This is a genomic window from Kitasatospora sp. UYEF31 (assembly GCF_057291755.1).
Window position 1 is genome coordinate 133,175 of the sequence record NZ_JBXAWK010000006.1, and the last position, 24,527, is coordinate 157,701.

At 69.0% G+C, this 24,527-nt stretch carries 21 protein-coding genes and 1 pseudogene; 13 read left to right on the plus strand and 9 right to left on the minus strand.

The annotated features are described in order from the left end of the window. Positions 1 to 20: 20 nt before the first annotated feature. A complete protein-coding gene (locus AC0Z36_RS05045; protein WP_485461448.1) occupies positions 21 to 1,247 on the minus strand; it encodes a polyamine ABC transporter substrate-binding protein in 1,227 nt (408 codons plus the stop codon). A gap of 10 nt (positions 1,248 to 1,257) precedes the next feature. Here AC0Z36_RS05045 and AC0Z36_RS05050 point away from each other — a divergent pair, with 10 nt between their 5' ends. Then, the gene (locus AC0Z36_RS05050; protein WP_485461449.1) at positions 1,258 to 1,611 is read left to right on the plus strand and encodes a hypothetical protein; all 354 of its coding nucleotides are present in this window, start codon (positions 1,258 to 1,260) and stop codon (positions 1,609 to 1,611) included. Positions 1,612 to 1,634: 23 nt separating this feature from the next. Here AC0Z36_RS05050 and AC0Z36_RS05055 read toward each other — a convergent pair whose 3' ends face one another. The 3 genes from AC0Z36_RS05055 to AC0Z36_RS05065 form a co-directional block, all read right to left on the minus strand. Then, a complete protein-coding gene (locus AC0Z36_RS05055; RefSeq protein WP_485461450.1) occupies positions 1,635 to 2,474 on the minus strand; it encodes a serine hydrolase domain-containing protein in 840 nt (279 codons plus the stop codon). Positions 2,475 to 2,508: 34 nt separating this feature from the next. Then, the gene (locus AC0Z36_RS05060) at positions 2,509 to 3,024 is read right to left on the minus strand and encodes an arsenate reductase/protein-tyrosine-phosphatase family protein (protein WP_485461451.1); all 516 of its coding nucleotides are present in this window, start codon (positions 3,022 to 3,024) and stop codon (positions 2,509 to 2,511) included. 176 nt (positions 3,025 to 3,200) lie between these two features. Then, entirely contained in the window at positions 3,201 to 3,506 is a 306-nt protein-coding gene (locus AC0Z36_RS05065; RefSeq protein ID WP_485461452.1) for a GNAT family N-acetyltransferase, read from the minus strand. A gap of 273 nt (positions 3,507 to 3,779) precedes the next feature. On the opposite strand from AC0Z36_RS05065, the gene AC0Z36_RS05070 reads away from it, so the two are divergent. The 5 genes from AC0Z36_RS05070 to AC0Z36_RS05090 all read left to right on the plus strand — a co-directional run bounded on the left by AC0Z36_RS05070 (position 3,780) and on the right by AC0Z36_RS05090 (position 10,744). Continuing rightward, on the plus strand, positions 3,780 to 4,442 hold the full coding sequence (locus tag AC0Z36_RS05070; protein ID WP_485461453.1) for a restriction endonuclease: 663 nt from the start codon (positions 3,780 to 3,782) through the stop codon (positions 4,440 to 4,442). 125 nt (positions 4,443 to 4,567) lie between these two features. After that, positions 4,568 to 6,103, plus strand: a complete 1,536-nt coding sequence (gene adh, locus AC0Z36_RS05075) for an aldehyde dehydrogenase (protein ID WP_485461454.1) — start codon at positions 4,568 to 4,570, stop codon at positions 6,101 to 6,103. 274 nt (positions 6,104 to 6,377) lie between these two features. Then, positions 6,378 to 8,624: a serine/threonine-protein kinase gene (locus tag AC0Z36_RS05080; RefSeq protein WP_485461455.1), complete on the plus strand. Its 2,247-nt coding sequence runs from the start codon at positions 6,378 to 6,380 to the stop codon at positions 8,622 to 8,624. Positions 8,625 to 8,788: 164 nt separating this feature from the next. After that, entirely contained in the window at positions 8,789 to 9,172 is a 384-nt protein-coding gene (locus AC0Z36_RS05085; protein ID WP_485461456.1) for a DUF779 domain-containing protein, read from the plus strand. 420 nt (positions 9,173 to 9,592) lie between these two features. Continuing rightward, a complete protein-coding gene (locus tag AC0Z36_RS05090; RefSeq protein ID WP_485461457.1) occupies positions 9,593 to 10,744 on the plus strand; it encodes a steroid 3-ketoacyl-CoA thiolase in 1,152 nt (383 codons plus the stop codon). 104 nt (positions 10,745 to 10,848) lie between these two features. Here AC0Z36_RS05090 and AC0Z36_RS05095 read toward each other — a convergent pair whose 3' ends face one another. Together AC0Z36_RS05095 and AC0Z36_RS05100 are read right to left on the minus strand one after the other, a co-directional pair. Continuing rightward, the gene (locus tag AC0Z36_RS05095; RefSeq protein WP_485461458.1) at positions 10,849 to 12,264 is read right to left on the minus strand and encodes a hypothetical protein; all 1,416 of its coding nucleotides are present in this window, start codon (positions 12,262 to 12,264) and stop codon (positions 10,849 to 10,851) included. Between the two features lie 290 nt (positions 12,265 to 12,554). After that, positions 12,555 to 13,583, minus strand: a complete 1,029-nt coding sequence (locus AC0Z36_RS05100; RefSeq protein ID WP_485461459.1) for an MBL fold metallo-hydrolase — start codon at positions 13,581 to 13,583, stop codon at positions 12,555 to 12,557. Between the two features lie 357 nt (positions 13,584 to 13,940). Here AC0Z36_RS05100 and AC0Z36_RS05105 point away from each other — a divergent pair, with 357 nt between their 5' ends. Further along, complete coding sequence (locus tag AC0Z36_RS05105) at positions 13,941 to 15,407, plus strand: aldehyde dehydrogenase (protein ID WP_485461460.1); 1,467 nt, start codon at positions 13,941 to 13,943, stop codon at positions 15,405 to 15,407. A 215-nt stretch (positions 15,408 to 15,622) separates the two neighbouring features. Then, entirely contained in the window at positions 15,623 to 15,853 is a 231-nt protein-coding gene (locus AC0Z36_RS05110; protein ID WP_485461461.1) for a ferredoxin, read from the plus strand. A gap of 169 nt (positions 15,854 to 16,022) precedes the next feature. Here AC0Z36_RS05110 and AC0Z36_RS05115 read toward each other — a convergent pair whose 3' ends face one another. Then, the gene (locus AC0Z36_RS05115; protein ID WP_485461462.1) at positions 16,023 to 16,625 is read right to left on the minus strand and encodes a TetR family transcriptional regulator; all 603 of its coding nucleotides are present in this window, start codon (positions 16,623 to 16,625) and stop codon (positions 16,023 to 16,025) included. A gap of 193 nt (positions 16,626 to 16,818) precedes the next feature. Here AC0Z36_RS05115 and AC0Z36_RS05120 point away from each other — a divergent pair, with 193 nt between their 5' ends. From AC0Z36_RS05120 to AC0Z36_RS05140, 5 genes are all read left to right on the plus strand, one after another. Then, the gene (locus AC0Z36_RS05120) at positions 16,819 to 18,258 is read left to right on the plus strand and encodes a glycosyltransferase family 4 protein (RefSeq protein ID WP_485461463.1); all 1,440 of its coding nucleotides are present in this window, start codon (positions 16,819 to 16,821) and stop codon (positions 18,256 to 18,258) included. 137 nt (positions 18,259 to 18,395) lie between these two features. Next, positions 18,396 to 19,256, plus strand: a complete 861-nt coding sequence (locus tag AC0Z36_RS05125) for a class I SAM-dependent methyltransferase (protein WP_485461464.1) — start codon at positions 18,396 to 18,398, stop codon at positions 19,254 to 19,256. After that, positions 19,253 to 20,374, plus strand: coding sequence for a glucosidase family protein (locus AC0Z36_RS05130; RefSeq protein WP_485461465.1), 1,122 nt, complete (start codon positions 19,253 to 19,255; stop codon positions 20,372 to 20,374). Before AC0Z36_RS05125 ends, AC0Z36_RS05130 begins: the two co-directional genes overlap by 4 nt. 254 nt (positions 20,375 to 20,628) lie before the next feature. Further along, positions 20,629 to 21,570 carry a hypothetical protein gene (locus AC0Z36_RS05135; RefSeq protein WP_485461466.1) on the plus strand — a complete coding sequence of 314 codons (942 nt, stop codon included), beginning with the start codon at positions 20,629 to 20,631 and terminating at the stop codon, positions 21,568 to 21,570. Positions 21,571 to 21,781: 211 nt separating this feature from the next. Beyond that, entirely contained in the window at positions 21,782 to 24,118 is a 2,337-nt protein-coding gene (locus AC0Z36_RS05140; protein WP_485461473.1) for a hypothetical protein, read from the plus strand. 10 nt (positions 24,119 to 24,128) lie between these two features. On the opposite strand, the gene AC0Z36_RS05145 is transcribed toward AC0Z36_RS05140, so the two are convergent. Next, positions 24,129 to 24,371 (minus strand): IS3 family transposase, encoded by a 243-nt coding sequence (locus tag AC0Z36_RS05145; protein WP_485461474.1) that lies wholly within the window; start codon positions 24,369 to 24,371, stop codon positions 24,129 to 24,131. Beyond that, positions 24,371 to 24,527, minus strand: a pseudogene (locus AC0Z36_RS05150) (IS3 family transposase); the annotation flags it as partial. The gene AC0Z36_RS05145 and the pseudogene AC0Z36_RS05150, both read right to left, overlap by 1 nt.

Sequence of the window (24,527 nt, forward strand, 5' to 3'; positions counted from 1 at the left end):
AGATCCAGGACCCAGTACGGTCAGGTGCCGATGAGCTTGCTGAACAGGTCCTCGTACCGCGTTTCCTCGTCCTCGGTCAGCGTCCGGAACTCGTGTCCCTTCGCGGCCGTCGCGGCGTCTGGGAAGATCAGCTGGTTCGACGCGATGCCCGGGTTCAACTTGACGACCTCGTCCTTGATCCCGGCTACCGGTGAGCGGTAGTTGATGTACGCGGTGAGCTGCGCGGCGACCGCTGGCTGGTAGTAGTAGTCGATCAGTTTCTCGGCGTTCTTCTTGTGCTGAGCGCGCTCCGGGACCAGGCACTCGTCCGTGGAGGTGAAGTAGCCCGTGTCGGGCACCACGTACTTCACCTCGGGGCTGTCGGCCTGGAGCTGGATCAGGTCGCCGGACCACGCCAGGCACGCGGCGATGTCGCCGGACGCGAGTTCCTGGATGTAGTCGTTGCCGGTGAAGCGCCGGATCTGCTTCTTGTCCACCGCGCTCTGGATCTTCGCGACGGCGGCCTTGAACTCGTCGTCGGTGACCGTCTCGGGCTTCTTGCCCATGGCGAGCAACGTCATCCCCACGGTCTCGCGCATCTCGCTGAGCAGCGCGACCTTCCCCTTGAGTCTCGGGTTGGTCAGCAGGTCGTCGACCGACTTGGGGATGTACCCGCCGGTGGCCTTCTCGTTGTACGCGATCAGCGCGACGATCTCGGTCCACGGGTAGGAGTACTGGCGCCCGGGGTCCCAGCTCGCCTGCTTGAACTTCGGGTCGAGGTTCTTTACCGCGTTCGGCATGTTCGCCGCGTCCAGCTTCTGCGCGTATCCCAGCCGGATGACCTTGGCGGCAAGCCAGTTCGTGAGCACCATGATGTCGCGCTCGACGTCCTTGCCCGCGGCGAACTGCGGGCGCAGCTTGCTGTAGAACTCGATGTTGTCGTTGATGTCTTCGACGTAGTCGACCTTGATGCCGGTGGACTCGGTGAAGGCCGCCAGTGTGGGCCGCTTCTGCTTGTCCTTCTCGTCGACGTCGATGTACAGCGGCCAGTTGGAGAAGCGCACGAGCTTGTCATTGTCTGACTTGTCGGCCGCGGCGGCGGCGGCCTTGGGCGCTTCCGAGCCGCCGGCCGGGGCGGCCTTCTTGCCGGTTCCCGACGTGCCGCAGGCCGCCAGCGCACCGGCTCCCGCGACGGCGAGCCCGGCGGTCAGGACTGAGCGGCGGGAGGCGATGTTGCGCAGCGCGGCGGCGCGTACCGGCCCCGACATGCGGTCCAGGATGTTCGACAGCCCGGGTGCGCCGTCGGACGGGGTGTTCAGTGACGACGTGTTCGGTGACGACGTGTTCGGTGACGATGTGTTCGGTGACGATGTGTTCGCGGACGATGTGTTCGAGGACAGGGGCGAAGAAGGACGCATGCGCCAGGCCTTTCGACTGCAACGGGGAAAAGGCAGTGCAGTCGGGCTAGTTCGGCGCGGGTGGAGCCTGGCCGTGAGGCGCCTGCCCGACCTGGTCACGTACCCTCGCGTCCGCGCGGGCGGCGGACAAGGCGCAGTCTGTCAAACCCGGGTAACGATTTTGACGGCGTGTCAGAAAAACTGGTTGATATCCGCTGACCGGGTCTCATTATGACCCGGTCAGCGGCGTACGGAAGATCAGGCCCGTTGTGCGAGTTCGGCTACAACCGCATCGTTGAACGGGGTCCAGGCCTCGGTGGCCCACGGCCCGAAGTCCTTGTCGGTCAGCACCACACACGCGGCGTTCAGTGCCGGGTCGACCCACAGGAAGCTGCCGCGCTGCCCGAAGTGGCCGAAAGTCGCCGGGGAGTTCGTGATCCCGGTCCAGTGCGGTTTCTTCGTACCCTTGACCTCAAAACCAAGGCCCCAGTCGGACGGGTTCTGCCGTCCGTAGCCGGGGACCACACCGTCCAGGCCCGGGAACGCGACGCTGGTCGCGTGCGCGATGGTCAGCGGGGCCAGCACCTGCGGGTTCAGGAGTTCGGCGGCGAACTTCGCCAGGTCCGCCGCGGTGGACACCCCGCCGGCGGCGGGGGTGCCCTCCAGGCGGGTGGAGGTCATGCCGAGTGGCTCGAGTACGGCCTGCCGGAGGTAGTCCGCGAACGGGATCTCGGTGGCCTCCTCGACTGTGTGGCCGAGCACCTCGAAGCCGGTGTTCGAGTAGATCCGCCGGGTGCCCGGCTTGGAGATCGGCTGGTACCCGTCGAAGGCCAGGCCCGAGGCGTGCGCGAGCAGGTGCTCAATCGTCGAGCCCTCCGGGCCCGCGGGGTCATCCAGGAGGACTGCTTCCTCCTCGACCGCGACCAGGGTGGCGTACGCGGTGAGCAGCTTGGTCACCGACGCGAGCGCGAATTCCCGCCCCGTGGGGCCGTGCGAGCCCAGCACGGTGCCGTCTTTGCCGACCACCACAGCGGCGGTGGTCGTGCAGGGCCAGGAGTCGATGATGCTGAGGCTTGCGAGATTGTCCTTGTTGTCCACAGACAGGAGGGTACGGGGGAGCCGGTAGGTCGGCTCAGCCGAGCCGGGGCAGCAGCTCCGCCAGGAGCGCGTCGAGCTCCCGTGCGCACGCGGTGAACTCCTCCACCTCGCCGCCGCCGGGGTCCACCACGTCCTCCCACGAGTCGTCCAGGGGGATGTCCGCCAAGTCGAGGAGGGCGATTCGTTCCGGCAGTTTTCCGGCCCCGGGCGGGAGGTCTTGGAGCAACCTTTTCAACGTGGCCGTACGGGGTGCGGCGGCCGGGTGGTTCCGCCGGATGTAGTGCACGTGTTCGCAGGCCAGGGCCACGATGACATCCGCCCCGACGAGCAGTTCCTCGGTCAGCTGCCGGCTCCGGTGCCACGGCACTGCCAGGCCGATCTCCTCGAAGCCGCGCCGGGTGCGCCAGCTCATCGGCTGGCCCTCCACGACGAAGGTCCCGGCGGTCTCCACGGCCCACTCGGGACGTGCGGCGGCGGCCAGGGCCCCGGCCAGCACAGAGCGGGTGGCGTTGCCGGTGCAGATGAAAAGCAGGCGCGGGACGTCGGACATGCGCGCCACGGTACTTGACCAGGTCACTCATTCCCCGCCCGGTCGTGGCCCCGGGCCCTGCCGCACGGGGCCACGGCGGGCCGGGAAGCGACTGTGCCCCACGGGACCACAGTCGGGTGGGGAAACGCCGACCCGGGCAGCAGCGCACGGGGCGGCGGAGCGGGGCGGTCAGAGCCTCAGCCGCCCTCGGTCTCCTCCGGCAGTTCGATCACCAGGTCCTTGTACTCCGGATGCCGGTCGATCCACCCCGCGATGTACGGACAGGTCGGAAGGACCTTCAAGCCCCGCGCCCGCAGATCGTCCAGCGAGCCCTTCGCCAGCGCCCCGCCGACCCCGCGCCCGTCGAACTCCGGCCGCACCTCCGTGTGCACCAGTGCTACGACGTCGCCCACCGACAGGTACTCGACAACGCCCGCGAGGGTCCCGTCGAGGTGGGCTTCGTACCGGCTCTTGTCCGGCACATCGGCAACGGTCACATCCATGGAGAGTCCTCTTCCCGGAAACAGTCTTGGAACCACGGCGAACGCGGATCCGCTCCATTCGACCGTACCCAGTCGCCGCCCGCGATTCGAACAGGCCCTCGGAAAGCTCTTGAAACCGAACGCACGACGGGGGAGCATGCGCGGCACCCGTGCGCCGGTATGCGCCGCACTCCACAGGTGACACAAAGTCAGAAAACGGTGTGCACGCCGTACCCGACGGGCAGCACGACACGGACAGGACCGACGTCGTCGACGCCAGGGGAGACCGCAGTCATGACGGCAACACAGAAGAACGCGCTGCGAAAACAGGCCGGCCGGGACGGCGCGGAAGCGGCCCCGTCCCGCCGTCGCCTGCTCATAGTGCTCACCGTCGCCGAAACCGCCGCACTCGGCGGCTGGCTCTGGCTCCACCTCCTCGACGCCGCGCAGCACCCGGCGTTGTCGGTGGCCCTCCTCGCCACCCCGCTGCTGCTCGGTGCCGCGTTGTGGACCCGTACGCGACGACCTGACCGGAACCCGCAGGACACCGACCACGCACTGCGGGCCACCGGCCTGCGCCTGGGCCGGATGGACCCCGCCCGGCTCGCCGGGCACCTCGCGGGGCTCTGCCGTCGGGACGGTCTGGGGCAGGTCCGTACCTCCACTCTGCCGGCCGACGCGTACGCCGCCGACATCACCGCCACCGGGCAGGACGACCGCCCGGTGGTCCTGCGCTGCTGCACGACGGCCGCCATCCCCGTGTCCGGCGCAGTCGTCGAACGCTTCATCGCCGACACCGGCCCCGAGGCGCGCCGCGTCCTGGCCGCGACCGCAGGCTCGTTCACCGCGAAAGCCCGTGCGCTCGCGCACCAGAACGACGTCGTCCTCCTCGACCGCCGGGCCCTGGCCCGTTGGGACCACGGCGTCGACTGTCCCGAGGTGTTGGCCGCGACCTGAAATCGTGGTCCTGTCCGACTTCAGCCCCTGGTGTGACCTGCGCCACTGGTACTAGCGTGCGGAGTGAGCGCCGAAGAATCACCGTCCACTGACAGCGGGCGCGGATCCGCGTGCGTGAATCACTTATGGCGAGGGGAACCATCGTGGTCTACAGCCGTCCGGGCGAGTCCGGAAGCGTCATCAGCTTCGAAGCCCGCTACGACAACTTCATCGGCGGCAAGTGGGTCGCGCCGGTGCAGGGCCGCTACTTCGACAACATCACCCCGGTCACCGGACAGCCGTTCTGCGAAGTGGCCCGCTCCACCGCCGAGGACGTCGAACTCGCCCTCGACGCCGCGCACGCGGCCGCCGAGGCGTGGGGGAACACAAGCCCCACCGAGCGGTCGAACATCCTCCTGCGGATAGCCGACCGCATCGAGGAGAACCTCGAAAAGCTCGCCGTCGCCGAGACGTGGGAGAACGGCAAACCCGTCCGCGAGACCCTGGCCGCCGACCTGCCGCTGGCCGTCGACCACTTCCGCTACTTCGCCGGTGCGATCCGCGCGCAGGAGGGGTCGATCGGACAGATCGACGCCGACACCGTGGCGTACCACTTCCACGAGCCGCTGGGCGTCGTCGCGCAGATCATCCCGTGGAACTTCCCGATCCTGATGGCGACTTGGAAGCTCGCCCCCGCGCTCGCGGCCGGGAACTGCGTGGTCCTCAAGCCCGCCGAGCAGACACCCGTCAGCATCCTCGTACTCATGGACCTGATCTCCGACCTGCTGCCGCCGGGCGTGGTCAACGTCGTCAACGGCTTCGGCTTCGAGGCGGGCAAGCCCCTGGCGTCCAGCAACCGCATCGCCAAGGTCGCCTTCACCGGCGAGACGACGACCGGCCGCCTGATCATGCAGTACGCCAGCGAGAACATCATCCCTGTGACACTGGAACTCGGCGGCAAGAGCCCGAACATCTTCTTCGCCGACGTGTGCGACGCGGACGACGACTTCTTCGACAAGGCCGTCGAGGGCTTTGTGATGTTCGCGCTCAACCAGGGTGAGGTGTGCACGTGTCCGTCACGCGCACTCATCCAGGAGTCGATCTACGAGCGGTTCATGGAGAAGGCGCTGGAACGTACGCGGGCCATCATCCAGGGCAACCCGCTCGACCCGGCGACGATGATCGGCGCGCAGGCGTCGAACGACCAACTGGAGAAGATCCTGTCGTACCTCGACATCGGCCGGCAGGAGGGCGCCGAAGTCCTGACCGGCGGCGCGCGCAAGACGGTCGAGGGCTACGAGGAGGGCTACTACGTCGAGCCCACCATCTTCAAGGGCGACAACTCCATGCGGATCTTCCAGGAGGAGATCTTCGGCCCCGTCGTCGCGGTGACCACGTTCTCCGACGAAGCCGAAGCGCTGCGGCTCGCGAACGACACGCTGTACGGCCTGGGCGCCGGCCTGTGGACGCGGGACGCCGCACGGGCCTACCGCATGGGCCGGGGCATCAAGGCCGGCCGGGTGTGGACCAACTGCTACCACGCTTACCCCGCGCACGCGGCCTTCGGTGGTTACAAGGCGTCCGGCATCGGCCGGGAGAACCACAAGATGATGCTGGAGCACTACCAGCAGACCAAGAACCTGCTCGTGAGTTACAGCCCGAGGAAGCTGGGCTTCTTCTAGACGCCCGAAAGGAGGCGCCTGGCCGGGGATCGCACCTGTCAGGCGCCTTGCGTCGTGCCCGGTCGCCGGAGCGGACGCCGAACGGAATCTCCCACGGCGGAACGGTTCACCGCCGCAGGACCTGCCGTCCTGCGGGTCCTTCGGGGTCCGGAACCCAACCGTACCGTCCGGATGTCCCCTTCACCTTAAACGTCAACAGCCTTATCCTGAGCCCGATTTCGGCCGACTGGAGTCAGCTGGCCGGCCACAGGGCAAAATCGGGGGACCGGGCAGTATGAGCAGTGCCATGGGCGATGACCAGGGTGACGACAACACCGGCGGCGGCATAAAACCGCTCGCGGCCGGTGACCCGAGGCGGATCGGACCATACCTGCTGCTCGGGCGGCTCGGCGCCGGCGGCATGGGGCGGGTGTTCCTCGCCCGGTCCGAAGGCGGGCGTACGGTCGCCGTGAAGGTCGTGCACGAGGAACACGTCTCGGACGTGCGGTTCCGTGCCCGCTTCCGCCGCGAGATCGACGCCGCCCGGCGCGTCGACGAGCGCTACACCGCGCCCGTCCTCGGCGCGGACCCCGAGGCCGAACGGCCCTGGGTGGCGACGGGGTACGTTCCCGGACTGTCGCTCGAGCAGGTCGTACGGCGGCACGGCCCCTTGCCCGTGGACTCCGTGCACTCCCTCGCTGACGGGCTGTTGCACGCACTCAAGGACATCCACGCGGCCGGGATCGTGCACCGCGACCTCAAGCCGTCGAACGTGATGCTGACCGTCGAGGGAACTCGCGTTATCGACTTCGGCATCGCGCGGGCTCTGCGGACTTCAGTCGAGTCGCTGCTGACCAGCACCGGCATGATCGTCGGCTCGCCCGGATTCATGTCGCCCGAGCAGGTCCGCGGGCAGCGCGCGGGGGCGAAGAGCGATGTGTTCACGTTTGGCTGCGTCCTGATGTACGCGGCGACCGGCGAGCTGCCCTTCGGGCACGGTGCCGACAATCAGCACGCGGTGATGTTCCAGATCGTGGAGGCCGAGCCGGACCTGGAGCAGGTGGGGGACGAGGCCCTGCGTGCACTCATCAGCCGCTGTCTGACCAAGGGCGTCGACGAACGGGCCAGCGTGGACGAGCTGTTGGAGGACCCGGACCGGATCCGGCCGACGGCGGCCGGCGGGGTGTGGCTGCCGCCCGGGGTTGTGGCGCACCTCGCGCGCCAGGCGGCGTGGCTGCTCGACGCGGAGGCGGTGCCCGAGGCGGTGCCCGAGGTGGTGCCCGAGGTGGTGCCCGAGGTGGTGCCCGAGGTGGTGCCCGAGGTGGAGGCGGAGGCCGGCCGCGAGCGCCTCGACCGGCAGCCGGTCGGGCCGGGCGAGAAGGCCGAGTCTGGCGAGCAGACGGTCAGGCTGGGCGAGAAGGCCGCGTTCGCCGCGGCGGCGGTCGGGCCGGGCGAGAAAGCTGTGTCTGGCGAGCAGACGGTCAGGCTGGGCGAGAAAGCGGTGTCCGCCGCGCCGGCGGTCGGTGCGGTGGCCGTGGGCGGTACCTCCGAGACCGAGCGGCGGGGGCGGCGGTCCTGGACCATCGCCGTGGCGGTCGTCGCCGTGCTCGCGATCGGCGGCGGCACGGTGGCGCTGTTCCACCTGTTAGGCAGTGGCGGGCCGCAGGCGGCGTCCTTGGCGCCTAGCAGTTCCGCGACTCCTAGTATCAGCAACTCCCCTTCCGTGCTGGGTAGTTCAGCACCGCAGGGCGCGCCGAGCCCGCCGAGCCCGCCGAGCCCCGGCGGCAAGGGGCAGGACGGCGAAAACGGACAGGACGGGAAGGCTGCACAGGGCGGCGGCGGTTCGGGCTCGAACGGTGGTGGCGCGCAGGGTTCCGCCGCCGACGGGGGGACGTCTTTGGGCGGCTCCGGCTCCCCGGGTGGAGGCAGCAGCACCGGGGGCTCCCACGGCGGAGGTTCCAGTGGCGGCAGTAGTGCCGGCGGTGGCTCGAGCTCGGTCAGCGGCGGCTCAGGCACCAGTACGGGCGGTTCCGGTCCGACAAGCGGCGGCGGCAGTGCCGGAAATTCCAATAATGGAGGTTCCGGCGGCGGCGGCGCCGGCGGCGGTTCGAGCTCGGCCGGCGGCGGCCCGGGCACGAGTGCGGGTGGAAGCTCGGGTACCGGTACGGGTGCCTCCGGTCCGACCGGCGGCGGCTCGTCCGCCGGGGACGTGGCCCCGTCGGGCTTTGTCGGCTCCTGGGCCATCAAGGCCCAGTACAACATCGGTCAGCCGGACAAGGTGGACATCTCCCGGTCCGGGATCGTCCGTCTGGTCAGTGAGTCGAGCGCAACGGGGCACTGCGAGAACGTGGCCAAGGTGGTGTCGGTGACCGCTGGCGGGAGCCGGATCAACCTCGGCCCGGCGCCAGTGGACCAGGGCCGCTCCACCGGTGGCTTCTGCGGGACGCTGGACCCGTCGTTCTTCACCATCAGCGATCCGAGCGGGATCCAGCACAACGTGGGGCCCGCGAGCGGCAACGGGTGGCACTACGAACGGTCCTGACCGGACCGGTCCCGGGCCGGTCGGGCACAGCGGAGGGCGCCCTCCGCTGCTGCCGCGGGTTGGCGCGGGAGTTGCTCCTGTTCCACCATGGGACGAAGAGCCCGCTAGTCAGTTACAGCCCGAAGAAGCTCGGTTTGTTCCAGAACCCATCGTCTGGAGTCATCATGCTGGAGAAGGTCGCGATCACCGGCGATGCCGCCGGTCTGCTGGCCGAACTCGCGGAACAGCACGGTCCTTTGCTGTTCCACCAGTCCGGCGGCTGTTGTGACGGATCGTCACCGATGTGCTACCCGCGGGACGAGTTCAAGGTGGGCGGCAGTGATGTCTACCTGGGTGACGTTGCCGGGACGCCGTTCTACATCTCCGCGGCGCAGTACGGCTACTGGCAGCACACGCACCTGACGGTCGACCGGGTGCCCGGCCGGGGCGGCGGATTCTCCGTCGAGTCGCCGACCGGGTTCCGGTTCCTCATCCGCTCGCGGGTGTTCACTGACGCGGAGGCCGAAGAGCTCGCGGCCGAACCGGTGCTGACCGGCCGTCGGCACTGAGTCAGCCCCGACGACAACGCGACTTCCGCACTGACCCGGCGTCCAGGTTGAGTCAGCGTCCAAGCTGAGTCGACTTCGGCCGCAGGGAATTCCGTACAGCCGTCGAACCCATTCCGGGCCATTTCAGAAAGAGCCAGGAAGGGGTTCGCGTATTTCTGATGACCTATCAGAAATAATAATACGAGGGACCCTTGAGGCGGGAGGCGGTAGTTGTCGGAAATGTCATCGTCCGTACGGGATTAGTCGGGCAAAAACCTGTCCTATACCGCCGTTTTGCTCAAATCCCGGTGTGACATAGGAAACGTTGTGCCCCGCGCCGGTGGCGATTAGAAAGCTACCGGGGCGGAGATGGTGGCCGGATATCCGAACGACTCGGAATGCCCGGCGCTGCGGAATCCGCCCGCGAGGAAAGGAACAGCCATGGCTGAGCCCGTCATCGTCGACGCGGTACGCACCCCCATGGGCAAGCGCGGGGGCGCACTGTCCACCGTCCACCCCGCAGAACTGCTCGGCCAGACGTACCGGGAGGTCCTCGCGTGCAGCGGTACCCGCCCCGACATGATCGAACAGGTCGTCGCCGGCTGTGTCACCCAGGCCGGGGAGCAGCGCGGAAACATCGCACGCACCGCCTGGCTCGCCGCCGACCTCCCGTACGACGTCGCGGCGACCACCGTCGACGCGCAGTGCGGCTCCGGCCAGCAGGCCGGGCACCTGGTCGCCGGTCTGATCGCGGGCAAGAGCATCGACTTCGGCATCGCGGCCGGCGTCGAATCGATGAGCCGGGTCCCGCTGGGCTCCGCCGGAGCGGGCCTGGGCAGCCACTACCCGCCGGCCTGGGACATCGACCTGCCCGGTCAGGTGGAGGCGGCGGACCGCATCGCCCGCAAGTACGGCATCAGCCGGGACGCCGCCGACGGCTACGGACTGCTCTCCCAGGAGCGGGCCCTGCAGGCGGTCAACAATCAGCGGTTCAAGCGGGAGACCTTCGGGGTCCGGGCACCGGTCACCGAAGACCCGGACGGTGACCACCGTCGGGTCGAAGAAGACGAGGGCGTACGGGAAACCTCGATCGAAGCCCTCGGAGCCCTCAAGCCGATCAGGCCCGGCGGCATCCACACGGCGGGCAACACGTCGCAGCTGTCCGACGGTGCAGCCGCGGTGCTGTGGGGGTCCAGGAGGGCCGTCAAGGCGCTCGGCATGTGCCCGCGCGCCAGGGTCGTGGCGCAGGCGATGGTCGGTACGGACCCCCGGTTGCAGCTCGACGGTTCGGTGGAGGCGACCAAGGCGGTCCTGGGCCGGTCCGGGATGAGCCTGGCCGACATGGACGTTATCGAGGTCAACGAGGCTTTCGCCGCGGTGGTCCTGGCCTGGGCGAAGCACTTCGACGCTGACCTGTCCCGGGTCAACGTCAACGGCGGGGCGATCTCGCTGGGGCACCCGGTGGGTGCCACCGGGGCCCGGCTGATCGTGTCGGCGTTGCACGAACTGGAGCGTACGGATGCCGAGTTCGCGCTGATCGCGATGTGCGCGGGGGGCGGGATGGCGGTGGGGACGATTCTGCAGCGGCTGTAGGTCCCGTGCTTCTGCCGCGTCGGTCAGGTACAAAATTCCCCTTAACGACCTCCACAGGGGACTTTTGTACCTGACCGACGCGGTGAATCCTGCCGCGCGTGTTGCTACTTTTCGGACTTCCGGCCGCGCATGCCCAGCACCACCGCGGCGACGAGCAGCACCCCGAGGACGCCGAACACCGTGTCGCGGGTGCTGTGGTCGTCGCTGGTGGCGCCGGTGTGGACCACCTGCGGGACGGGCATGTCAGCGGCCCTGGGGCCGCCGGACTCCAGCCGCGACAGCAGGTCGGCGCCACCGAAGGACGCGGGGGAGCGGCCGACGGCGGATGCGGCCAGCGAGACCAGCGCCAGCTGGGCGGAGTCGTCGGGCAGCGCCTTCGCGCCGACGGCCAGCCGGTCGGACACCTTCAGGGCTTCGGCCGGATGTCCGGTGGCGGTCAGCGCCAGCACGGTCAGCGCGTCCCCGGCCGGAGTGCCGGGCAGGGGCTTGTCCCCGGCGACCCGCTGGACCAGCCAGGCCACCGCGGCCTGGGCGGCCAGTTCGCGCGGGGCGGGCGGGGACGCCAGCACGGTGCTGACGGACGGGTTCTTGTCCGCTGGGGGCGCCGGGGGTGCCGGTGGGCAGAGCAGCGGCGTGACCGCGACCGGAGGAACGGCGGTCACTTTCGCTCCGGACCGCGCTGCGGCCAGGGCGGCCCAGGCGGAGGCCTGGACGTCCGGGTTCTCCCCGGACCGGAACGCGCCGCGGTCCGTTTCCGGTGCGCCGCAGCCGAGCTGGAGCGCCGTCAGGGCGTCGTACGGACTGTGGTTCTGGGCCGAGCGCACAGACTCCGGATCGATCCCCGTCGCGGCGAACGCGGTGACCGCCACCGCGGTCGTGGACGCGTCGCCGAACGAACCGTCGGGCAGCTGCCGCTTGCGCAGCCAGTCCGTGCCGTCGGCGACCTGCTTGCCGTACGAGCCGACGGAGTGCAGCGCCTGGACCGCCAGCGCGGTCGCCTGGACGTCGCCCCGTGCCGGGTCGCACGGGGCGGCGGTGTCGGACCGGAAGGCCGTCCAGGCGCCGTCCGCGCACTGCTGCGCGGTCAGCCAGTCCAGCGCCTGCGGCGCGGGTCGGGCGTTCGCGGCGGCCAGGGCCAGGAGGGTGAGGGACTGGCGCCGGACACCGTCGGTGGCCGGGGCGCTGGTTCCGTACAGGCCGGGGACGGGCGCGGCGGCTACCGGGGCCTGCCCCGGGGCGGACAGCACGGGGCCGTTCGGCGGGGTGTTCGTGGGTGGGGTGTTGGCGGACGGAGTGTTCGTGGGCGGAGTGTTCGTGGACGGAGTGTTCGTGGGCGGTGCGGGGATGCCCGGGGCGGGCGGGTTGGGTGACGGCGGAAGCGCGACAGCCGGGGCCGCCAGGGGCGCTCCCAGGAGCAGCGCCGCCCCGAGGAGCACAGTGGACCGGCGGGGGAGCGGGGGCATCCGGGGGCCTTTCGACGGGACGATCAGCGGACTGGTGACGGTCAGCCGATCGACCACGCGGGCGGGGTACGGGTGATCAGCCGTCCCAAGGTTCCCACTCTGCGGAGTCGATCTCGAATCCGAAGGGCTCAGGCAGCTGGAACTTCCCGCCGAACGCCCAGGTGCGCAGCATTCGGTAGGAGCCCGTCGCGCGGTCCGGTCCGCCGAAGTGGACCGTCCGTATTCGGTGAACCCGCGCAGATTCAGGCCGTCTTCGATGTCGATGTTGATCCGGTTGTGGTGCATCCGGGGCCCGGCGACACGATGACTTCCCCTCCACGGAACAAGAGGTGCAAACGGTAGTTGGATCAACACGCAACGTAGTGGGCCGGGTCGTTTCCTGAGTTGGTTTCAACTTGTCCTCGCAGGACCAGGAGTCGCAGGTGCGCCCCGGCCTCGCTCAGCGCGATCAGCCGGTTCTGCGCGTTCAGCCGTTCCCACGGGCGGTTCCAGTCCATGCCCACCGCGATCTCCCACAACGTCAGCGGCGTCTCGGCCAGGCGGGCGCGCAGAACGGTCAGCCGTGTCTCGTGCACGGCGGTGATCTCCGCGACCCGCTTCGCGTGGTCGGCGAACGGATACTGGTGGGCCGGCAGGACCCCGCTGACCGGCATCGCGGCGATGGCCGCCAGCGAGGCGAGGAAGTCACCGAGCGGGTCGGCTTCCGGGGTCTCGTCGTACAAGCCGATGTGCGGCGTGATGCTCGGCAGCAGGTGGTCGCCGGACAGCAGGCGCTGGTCGTCCTCCAGGTAGAGGCACACGTGTCCAGGGGTGTGCCCGGGGGTCCACACGGACGTGACCCGGCGGCCCGGGACCGGTGCGCGCTCGCCGTGGTTCAGCTCGCGGTCCGGGATCGCGAACCGCGGCCCCGTGGGCCGGGAGCTGAGCTTGAGCTCGCGCATGCCGCGCAGCTCTTCCACCGCGTGGTCCGGGGCTCCGGCGACGCGCAGGGCGTTGATGTGGTGGTCCATCCACGCGGTGCGCGGGGCCGTGGTCATCTGCTTGATGTGCGCGATGTCCGCCGGGTGCATGGCGATCCAGCCGCCGCACGCGTCGCGCACCTGTGCGGACAGTCCGTGGTGGTCGGGGTGGGCGTGGGTGATGAGCATGCCGTGCACGTCGCTGATCGATGTGCCGAGGACGTCAAGTCCGCGGCACAGCGCTTCGTACGAAACCGGGTCGTCCCAACCGGTGTCCACCAGGACCGGTCCGGCGTCGGATTCGAGGACGTACACCAGCGTGTTGCCCAGGGGGTTGTCCGGAATGGGCACGGCGATGCTGCGTACGCCCCGCCCGTGGTCGACGGTGGTCGGCGCCGCGGCGTCGGTCTGGGTCATGTTGGTTCTGCCTTCCCGTCTGCCGCCGGCCTCCGTCGTCTGTCGGGCCCGTCAGCGCGCTTACACGTTAGAACAGGTTGTAGCGATCATCGGTCGAGAGTGGAACAGCTCACCGGTGATGATCGACTGACCTGCGCCTTCCGTCCCGGTCTGAGAGCTGATGTACGTACTCCCGTGGCTATTGACGTTGCGTCAGAATGGCGTGAGACTCCAGTCTCATCAGTGTGGGCGCATGGTTGCGCTGCTGTCTTTGAACTGAAACCTGTTCTTGTTTAAGGTGTCGGCGGCGTGGGCTGACCGGGACTGTGGCCGGGGCCTCCACGACCCCGTCGGTAGAGTCGATAGAGGAGAGTCGCGATGACGGATGTCAAGGTGTACGACCGGCTGTTCATCGGCGGGAGCCTGGTGGAGCCCGCCGGTAAAGACGTGATCGAGGTCGTCTCCCCGCACACCGAAGAGGTCATCGGCCGGGTGCCGCACGCCTCGGCCGAAGACGTGGACCGCGCCGTCGCGGCGGCCCGCGAGGCCTTCGACGACGGCCCGTGGCCGCGGATGACCCTCGAAGAGCGCCTGACGGTCGTCGAGAAGATCAAAGACGGCATCATGGCCCGCTACGACGAACTCGCCCGGGTGATCGGCTCGCAGAACGGCTCGCCGCACTCGTGGGGCATCTTCGCCCAGTCCATGGGCGCCGGCATGATCTACGACACCGCGGTCAACGTGGCCCGCGCGTTCCCGTGGGAGGAGCGCCGCGCCGGTGTCCTCAACCCCGTGCTGATCCGCCGTGAGCCCGTCGGCGTCGTCGCCGCGGTCGTGCCGTGGAACGTGCCCCAGTTCGTCACCGCGGCCAAGCTCGGCAACGCGTTCGCAGCCGGCTGCACCGTGGTGCTCAAGCCCTCCCCGGAGACGCCGCTCGACTCGTACATCCTGGCGGAGATCTGCCAGGAGGCCGGGCTGCCCGCCGGTGTGCTGAACATCGTTCCGGCCGACCGTGAGGTCAGCTCGTACCTCGTCGGGCACCCGGGCATCGACAAGGTCGCCTTCACCGGGTCCGTCGCCGCCGGCAAGAAGATCATGGAGACGGCCGCGGCGAACCTGACCCGGGTCACCCTGGAGCTCGGCGGCAAGTCCGCGGCGATCATCCTCGAGGACGCGGACCTCGAGCACACGGTCACCACGCTGATGCCCAACGCGTACATGAACAACGGCCAGGCGTGTGTCGCGCAGACCCGCATCCTGGTCCCGCGCAGCCGCTACACCGAGATCTCCGAGCGCATCGTCACGTGGGTGTCCGAACTCAAGGTCGGCGACCCGATGGACCCGGAGACGCAGGTCGGCCCGCTGGTCACCAAGAAGCAGCAGCAGCGCTCGTTCGACTACATCAAGATCGCCACGGACGAGGGTGCCAAGCTCCTCATCGGCGGCGGGCGCCCCGCGCACCTCGACAAGGGCTGGTACGTCGAGCCGACGCTGTTCGGTGACGTGGAGAACTCCATGCGCATCGCCCAGGAGGAAGTCTTCGGCCCCGTGGTCTGCCTGCTCCCGTACGACACCGAGGCGGACGCGATCAGGATCGCGAACGACTCGGAGTTCGGCCTGTCGGGTTCGGTGTGGACGAACGACATCGAGCGCGGCATCGACGTGGCCCGCCAGGTCCGCACCGGCACCTACTCGGTCAACACTTTCGGCCTGGACTTCAACGCACCCTTCGGCGGGTTCAAGAACTCCGGCATCGGCCGCGAGTTCGGCATCGAGGGCCTCAGCTCCTACGTCGAGCAGAAGTCCATCGCGCTGCCGAAGGACTACCAGGCCCCGCAGGCCTGACAACTGAATCCTGCTGGAACCTGCTGCGTCGGGCATGTACAAAAAGCCCCTCTGGAGATCGTTGAGGGGAGTTTTGTACATGACCGACGCGGCGGACCGGCAGTGGATCAGCGGTGGACCAGCGGTGGCTCAGCGGTGGCTCAGCGGTGGACCAGCAGTGGATTAACAGCAACCGATCCCGTACGACCGATCATGTCAAAGAAGGTGGCAACACGATGGCCAAGCGCTGGCAGGTCGAGGTCGACCGCACCGTCTGTATCGGTTCGGGCATGTGCATCGGCGCGGCCCCGGACGACTTCCGGCTGGACAGCGCCCGGCAGGCGCACCCGTGCCGTGAAGTGATCGACCCGTCCGACCCGGTGTTCGAAGCCGCGGAGAACTGCCCGGCGGAGGCGATCAGCATCACGGACGTCGACAGCGGGGAAGTGCTGTTCCCGCCGGAGTAGGCGGCTCCGCCGCCGCCTCCTGTGACGTCGATCGTGCTCGGAATGCAGTGGAATTCCCTTGCCGGGACAGCATTCCGAGCACGATCGACGCGACCTGGCGAGTTCAGCGGCCCCGGCGTTGCCCGCTCGGCGTTGCCCGCCCGGCGTGGCGTGCGCCGCCAGGCCCGCCCTACTCGTCCGGGATCAGCCGCGCCACCGTCTCGATGTCCGACCGCACCTGCGCGATCGACGCCCGCCCGTTCAGCCACGAGATCAGCGACGAGTGCCAGGTGTGCGTGATCACCCGGATCACCGCCTCGTCCCCGGCGTCCGGCTCGGCGTCCCGGTGCCCGGTCATGGCCTCCATCAGCATCCCGGTGGTGATCCTGCTCACGGCGTCCACCTCGTCGCCCACCGAACGGTCGGCGAACTGCAGGGCCCGCATCATCGCGTCGGTGAGGTTCGGCTCCCGCTGCAACCCCTGGAAGGACCGCAGTAGCGTCTCCACCACCCGCTCCCGCGGCGAGCCCCCACGCGGCGGACGCCGGTGCAGCTGGCCGCCCAACTGTTCGAGTTGGTCGTACATCGTGGCGACGAGCAGATGCACCTTGGACGGGAAGTAGCGGTACAGCGTGCCCAGGGCCACCTCGGACAGCTCGGCGACCTCCCGCATCTGCACCGACTCGTAGCCGCCGCGCGCGGCCAGCTGGGTGGTGGCCCGGAGGATCCTCCTGCGGCGCGCCTCCTGCCGCTCGGTCAACGGTGGGGCCGCCGTTCTCATCTGTGTGGTCATCGAAGCCGCCCGTCCTGACTGGCGGGGCCCGGCTGTCGCCGCCCCGTCTTTTCCTGAGCCCCCATATTGGAACGGCCCTTGTGGCACGGGTCACCTCTGCGCAGTCGTCCGCCGGACCCGGCGGTATCTTTCAATGTCCAACGGGTGGAACGACAGGCCAGGACTGAAACCCGTTCTAGATTACGCGACCACTATGCTCCGCGAGGAGCATCGAAGGGGGCCATTCGTGACACGCCGTACCGCAGGCACCGCGAGCACCACGGCGGATGCCGCATCCGGCGGATCCGACACCCCGCTGCGAATAGCACTGCTCGCCTACCGGGGCGACCCCTACTGCGGAGGACAGGGCGTCTACGTCCGCCACCTCTCCCGCGAACTGGTCAAACTCGGCCACAGCGTCGAAGTCATCTCAGGACCCCCGTACGCCGTCGTCGACGAAGGCGTCACCCTCACCGAACTGCCCAGTCTGGACCTCTACGGCGAGCCCGACCCGTTCACCGTCCCGAAGAACCTCGACTCCTACCGCGACTGGATCAACGTCCTCGAAGTCGGCGGCATGCTCACCGGCGGCTTCCCCGAACCGCTGACCTACTCGCTGCGCGCCGCCCGCTTCCTGCGCGCACGGCCGGGCGAGTACGACGTCGTCCACGACAACCAGACCCTCGGGTACGGCCAGCTCGCCTTCGAAAAGCTCGGGTTCCCGCTGGTCACCACGATCCACCACCCGGTGACCGTCGACCGTGCCCTGGAGATCAAGCAGGCGCGGACGCCGCTGCAGAAGTTCAGCAAGCACCGCTGGTACGGCTTCACCACCATGCAGAAGCGCGTCGCCGCCCGCCTCCACGAGGTCGTCACCGTCTCCGACTCCTCAAAAGCCGAGATCATCCAGCACCTCGGCGTCTCACCGTCACGTGTCCACGTGGTGCCCATCGGCGCGAACACCGACCTCTTCAACCCGTCCGACGAGATCGCCAAGATCCCCGGGCGCATCGTCACGACCTCGAGCGCGGACGTACCGCTGAAGGGCCTCATCCACCTGGTCGAAGCGGTCGCCAAGCTCAGCATCGACCGTCCCGACCTGGAACTGGTCGTCGTAGGCCGACCCAAGGGCGGCGGTCCGGTGCTGACGGCGATCGAGGACCTGGGCGTACGGGACCGCATCCGCTTCGTGTCCGGCATCTCCGACGCCGACTTGGTCGATCTCATCCGCAGCGCCGAAGTGGCCTGCGTACCGTCGCTGTACGAAGGCTTCTCACTGCCCGCCGCCGAGGCCATGGCGTGCGGCACAGCGCTCGTCGCCACCACCGGCGGAGCCATCCCCGAGGTGGCCGGACCGGACGGGGAGACCTGCCTGGCCGTCCCACCAGGGGACTCCGAAGCACTCCGCGCGGCCCTCGACCGCCTGCTCGGGGACCCGGAACTGCGGCTCAGGCTCGGCGTCGCCGGACGCGAACGTGTGCTGGCCAGGTTCACCTGGCGGAACGCCGCTATCGAGACCGTCGCGCGCTACCGGGCCGCGATCGAGGCAGCCGGACACCGCAAGGCCGGTAGGGCCGGTAAGGCCGATAAGGCCGATAAGGCCGATAAGGCAAGTAGAGCCGATAAAGCCGGTAGAGCCCGACGCTGGGCCTGACTGCACTGGGCCCGACTGCACTGGGCCCGGCTGCGCCCCGGGCTTGGCAGCCCCGGAGCTGAAACTGTTGTGCCTGAAGTCGCTGCTGCCTGAACCACCATTCTTAAGTCCAATTCGTACGAGACGGAGTCGCCGACTTGCTCACCGTGGATTTCGCCCGCTTCCCCCTTGCCGCCGGTGACCGGGTCCTCGACCTCGGCTGCGGCGGCGGTCGGCACGCCTTCGAGGCCTACCGGCGCGGCGCCGACGTAGTCGCCCTCGACCAGAACGAGAAGGACATCGCCGGGGTCGCCGCCCTGTTCGCCGCGATGCGGGAGGCCGGCGAGGCCCCCGCCGGCGCCAAGGCCGAAGCGATGGTCGGCGACGCACTCGCACTGCCGTTCCCCGACGACCACTTCGACAAGGTCATCATTTCTGAGGTGCTCGAGCACATCCCGGACGACAAAGGCGTACTCGCCGAGATCGCCCGGGTCCTCAAGCCCGGCGGCATGGCAGCCATGACGGTGCCGCGCTACGGCCCCGAGAAGATCTGCTGGGCGCTGTCGGACGCGTACCACGAGGTCGAAGGCGGCCACATCCGCATCTACAAGGGCGAACAGCTCATCGAGCGCATCGAGGAAGCCGGTCTCGCCCCGTACGGCCAGCACTACACCCACGCGCTGCACTCGCCGTACTGGTGGCTCAAGTGCGCGTTCGGCGTGGACAACGACAAAGTGCTGCCGGTCCGCGCGTACCACCAGATCCTGGTCTGGGACATCATGAAGAAGCCCCTCGCCACGCGGCTCGCCGAAAAGGCCCTCAACCCGCTCATCGGCAAGAGCCTGGTCGTCTACGCGACCAAGGCGCGCACAGGCGCAGTCGAGACGGGGCCGCACACGGACACCGCAGCGACGAACCTGCGCACGGACACCGCCGTGCCGAAGTCGCGTACGGAAAAACCCGCGGCCAAGCCGAGCACCGGCAAAAGCGCGACCAAGCCGCAGGGCGGTGGCAAATGAGCCGACGCGGACAATCAGCCGATGAAGACCTCGAACGCCTCGCACTCGAAGGCGTCCTGACGGTCGAACAGGTCCGGCAGACCATCGACGGCATCGCCGCCGTCCAGTGCGCCGACGGAGCCATCCCGTGGTTCACCGGCGGCCACCTCGACCCGTGGGACCACACCGAAGCCGCCATGGCCCTCGACCTGGCGGGCCGTCATGACGAGGCCCGGCGTGCCTACCAGTGGCTGGCGGACAATCAGAACCCGGACGGCTCCTGGTACTCCGCCTACGTCGACGGCGAAGTCACCGACTTCAACAAAGAAGCCAACTTCACCGCGTACATCGCCGTCGGCCTGTGGCACCACCACCTGATCACCGGTGACGAGGAGTTCCTCGCCCGCATGTGGCCCACCCTCCAGGCGGCCATGCAGTTCATCCTCGACCTGCAGGCCCCGGGCGGACAGATCCGCTGGAAGCGCGACGCCGACGGCAACACCCCGGGTGACGACGCGCTGCTCACCGGCTCGTCCAGCATCTACCAGGCGCTGCGCTGCGCCCTCGCGGTCGCCGACGACCTCGGCGAGCCGCAGCCCGACTGGGAGTTGGCGGCCGGACTGCTCGGCCACGCGATCCTGTCCCACCCGGAGCGGTTCCTGGACAAGGACCGCTACTCGATGGACTGGTACTACCCGGTCCTGGGCACCGTGCTGCGCGGCCCCGCCGCCGACCAGCGGATCAAGGAACACTGGGACACCTTCGTGGTCGAGGGCCTGGGCTGCCGCTGTGTGTCCGACCGCCCGTGGGTGACCGGCGCCGAGTCCTCCGAACTCGCCATCGCCCTGTGGGCGTTGGGCGAGTCCGACAAGGCCGTGGAAATCCTGCGTTGGATCCAGAAGCTGCGGGCCGACGACGGCATGTACTGGACCGGCTACGTCTTCGAGGACGATGCGATCTGGCCCGAGGAGCGCACCGCGTGGACGGCCGGGGCGATGATCCTGGCCGCTGCCGTGCTGGGCGGGGAGACGGCCACCAGCGCCGTCTTCGGCGGTTCCGACGGCCTGAGCGACGCGCTGCCGGTCGGCCTGGACCCGACTGAGGTGCGTTGCGACGCGGAGGTGTGCGTCAAGCGGTAAGTGCCGCCGTACGTGAATCCGTTGACCTTGACGGGCGGTTCACCATCGGAATTCCGATGGTGAACCGCCCGTCAGTCTTCGGTCTTCCGTACGGGGCTGGCCTGCTGCGGAAATTCACAAGATTTCGCACCAGATGAACCTTGCTGACGGTGCGTCCGCTGTGACCTTTCGCGCGGACCCCCGGCCTGCCTGACGGGCAATCACTCAACGTAGGGTGACCTGTGTCAGCCAGTGATCGATCCAGGAGGCGTGCGGTGACCGCAGGCACAGCAGGTGACGGGTTCACGATCCACCCGGAGCAGTTCACCGCCGCCGCTCCGTTGTTCGCAGTCCAGGCCACCCGCTTCCGTGAGGCAGCCGACACCCTGCGCACCGCCCTGCACCGGATCGGTGAGCCGTGGGGCAACGACAAGGTCGGCCGGCAGTTCGGCGCCGGGTGGCTGCCCGGCACGGCTGCCGACTGCCGGGCCCAGGCCAAGGCGCTGCACGAGCTGGCGGACAAAGTCGAGGACGCCAAGACCAACCTGAAGGCGGCGGGTGCCGCCGCGGCGGCCACCATCCTGGCCGGCGGCATCGTCGGTGCGGTCTTCGCCGTGACCCTGGACCTGGCTGTCGCCCAGCCGGTGATGATCTCCATGGGTGGACAGCAGGGCCTCGACATCTCCCCCGAGCATCTGGCGAAGACCGCAGCGGTCGGGTGCGTCGGCGGCGCGTTCGGGGCGGGTGTCCCGGTCCTCGCCGGAAAGCTCCCCACGGTGCTTCCCACCCGGCTGGCGGCCTCCCCGGCGGTGCGGAAGCTGCCTACCATGCTGTCCTCGCTCCCTGGCCGGATGACGGTGGGCGCGGGCGGCGCGGGGTTCACGGATGTCGTGACCGGACGGCCTGTCACGCTGGCAGACCTGGCCTTCGGCGCGGCCGGTGGTGCCCCGCGCCGGCCGCCTTTTCGGCCCGTCCTGGGCGTCCACATGGGACCAGCACCTCGAACTCGGTTCCGCGGAGGTGGTGTTCACCACCGCCGAGGGGCTGGTCCTGCACTATCCGATCCCCGAGCCGGGTGTCCGCGTCCTGCCGATCGCCGGCCCCCGGTGGCCACTGGTGTGGGACGGCAGGCCCGGCGGGGCGTTTGTGATCGCCGACCCGCGGGCCGGGCAGGCGTGGGAGTTCACGCTGCCCGCCGGAACCCCGCCGACCCGTAGTGGCCGGATCCCGCTGCGCGCCGTCCAGGACCGGGCGGGCCGACGCGTCGAACTCGACTGGGACGCGCGAGGCCGCCTGCGACGGGTGCACCGGTACGACGGCCGGACTCTGACGGTGGACACCACCGAACGCGGCTGGATCACTGCCGTACGGCTGTGTGACACCGACCCGGTCACCCATGAGTCCGTAGTCGGTACGGACACGGAACTGGTGCGCTATGCGCATGATCCGCTGGGAAACCTGGCCGAGGTCGTCAACTCCTCCGGCCGGGCGATGCGGTTCACGTACGACCACACACACCGGATGACCTCGTGGACCGACCGCAACGGTCTGGACTACCACTTCGTATACGACGAGGCGGGACGGTGCGTCCGCGGCTACGGCACAGGCGACTTCCTGAACGCGTCCTTCCACTACGACACCGAACAGCGCGTCACCGAAGTCACCGACTCCCTCGGACAGGTGACGGTGTATCACTACAACGAGGCCAGTCAGATCGTCCGGATCACCGACCCGGCGGGCAACGCGGTGGTCAAAAAGTGGGATCCGTACAACCGGCTCATCGCCCAGACTGACCCACTGGGAAACGTCACCGCGATTACCCATGATGAGTGGGGGAACCCGACCGAGATCGTCCATCCCGATGGGACGGGCGTGGCGGTGGTGTGGGACGACCGCTGTCTGCCGTGGCAACTGACCGGCCCGGACGGGACGGTGTGGCGGTACGAATACGACGAGGTCGGCAACCGCACCGCGACGGTTGACCCGGCGGGTGTCCGCACCGAGTACAGCTATGACGGTCTCGGGCGCCCGGCTCAGATCACTGACGCCTTGGGGAGTATCCGTACGATCACCTGTGATTCGGCCGGGCTGCCCGTCAGGGCCGTCGATCCTTCCGGATCCGCTACCCGTCTCCGGCGTGACGGGTTCGGGCGCCCCATCGAGGTGACTGATCCGGTCGGTGGCATCACCCGGAACGGCTGGACTGTCGAAGGCAAACCGGCCTGGCGGCAGACCCCGACCGGAATGCGGGAGGAATGGCGCTGGGACGGCGAGGGAAACCTGATTCGCCATCAGGGCCCGGCCGGAGGTGCCGCCGAGTTCGCCTACACCGGATTCGACCGGCTCGCTGCCCGTACCGGCCCGGACGGGTCCCGGTATTCCTTCGCGTACGACACCGAACTGCGGCTGACCGGGGTGACCGGCCCGACCGGCCGGACGTGGACTTATGCATACGACCCGGCCGGGCACCTGACCGGTGAGACCGACTTCAACGGCCGGACCCTCGGCTACGAGACGGACGCCGCCGGGCACCTGACCGCCCGCACCAACGGTGCCGGGCAGCGGGTCGAATACACCCGCGACGCTATGGGACGCACCCTCGTCCAGGCACACCCCGGGACAGAGCGGGAGACGCAGTACGGGTACGACGCAGCCGGACGCCTGACTCGTGCCGTCGGCACTGATGCCTCTGTGGAGTCCGACTACGACCCGTTGGGCCGGCTCCTGGCGGAAGCGGTGGACGGCAGCACCGTCGCCTACCAGTACGACGTACTGGGACGGCAGACGGAACGCACCACCCCGACCGGCCGCGCGAGCACCTGGACCTATGACGCGAACGGACGCCCCGTCAGCCTGGACACCGGCGGCGGAGTCCTGGAGTTCGGTTACGACGCGGCTGGTCGGGAGACCCAGCGGCGTCTGGGTCCGGCCACCGTCCTGGAACAGACCTGGGATGCCGAGCACCGCCCGACCGGACAGTCGCTGGCCGCCACCGGCCGAACCACCGGTCTGTTGCCGCGCATCGAGCTGGCCACAGACACCCGCCGTACGCACCGCCGCGACTACACCTGGGATCCGGACGGTCAGCTGACCGGTATCGAGGATGACTGCTTCGGGAGCCGCACGTTCGCACTGGACCCGGCTGGGCAGATCGCCGCGGTGGACGCGGACGGGTGGAGCGAGCGTTACGCCTACGACGCGCTGGGCAACCTCACTTCAGCGGAGGTGCCCGGCAGTGAATCAGCAGACGTGGAGCGGGAGTTCACCGGCACGCTGATCCGCCGCGCGGGCCGGACCCGTTATGTCCACGACGCCCAGGGACGGTTGGTCGACAAGACCGTCAAGCTGCTGTCAGGGGGGTCGAAGAAGTGGCGGTACACCTGGGATGCCGACGACCGGATGACTTCGGCGACGCTGCCGGACGGGACGGTGTGGCGCTACCGGTATGACCCGCTGGGACGTCGTACGGCCAAGCGGCGTCTCGCGCCCGACGGGGCGACGGTCACCGGGCAGGTCCGCTTCAGCTGGGACGGGACCCGGCTGGCTGAGCAGATCTCTGTTGGCGGTGATGTTGTTACGTGGGACTACGCCCCGGGCACGCATCGTCCGCTGGCCCAGACTGAGCACCAGGTGCCCCAGGCCGAGCACAGGCAGCCCCTGGCCGACGCGCCGCAGCAGGAGATTGACGCCCGCTTCCGGGCGATCGTGACCGACCTGGTCGGCACCCCGACGGAACTGGTCGCCTCGGACGGCACGGTCACCTGAGGCTCCCCCGCTAAGCGGGAAGTGCTGATTGCCTGGTCAGCGGGGTCTGACCTGGTTTCGAGTTCACCTGATCAGCCGTCGCCCGCTCGGCCCAGTACCGGGCCTCGAACTCATCGGGGCTGAGCCAGTCCAGCCTCTTCTGGATGCGCCGGGTGTTATAGAACCCGTCGATGTAGACGAACAGCGCCTGGTCGGCCTCGGCCCGGGTGGCGAACTCCCGGTCCGCGCACTCGGCCTTGATCACCGACCACATGTTCTCGGCGAGGGCGTTGTCGAATGAATCACCGACTGTTCCCATGGACGCCGAAATCCCGTCCGCAGCAAGCCTGTTCGTCAGCTTGATGGCCGTATATTGGCAGCCGTGGTCGCTGTGGTGTATCAGTTTCCCCGGCTCGGCCCGGCGGGACTC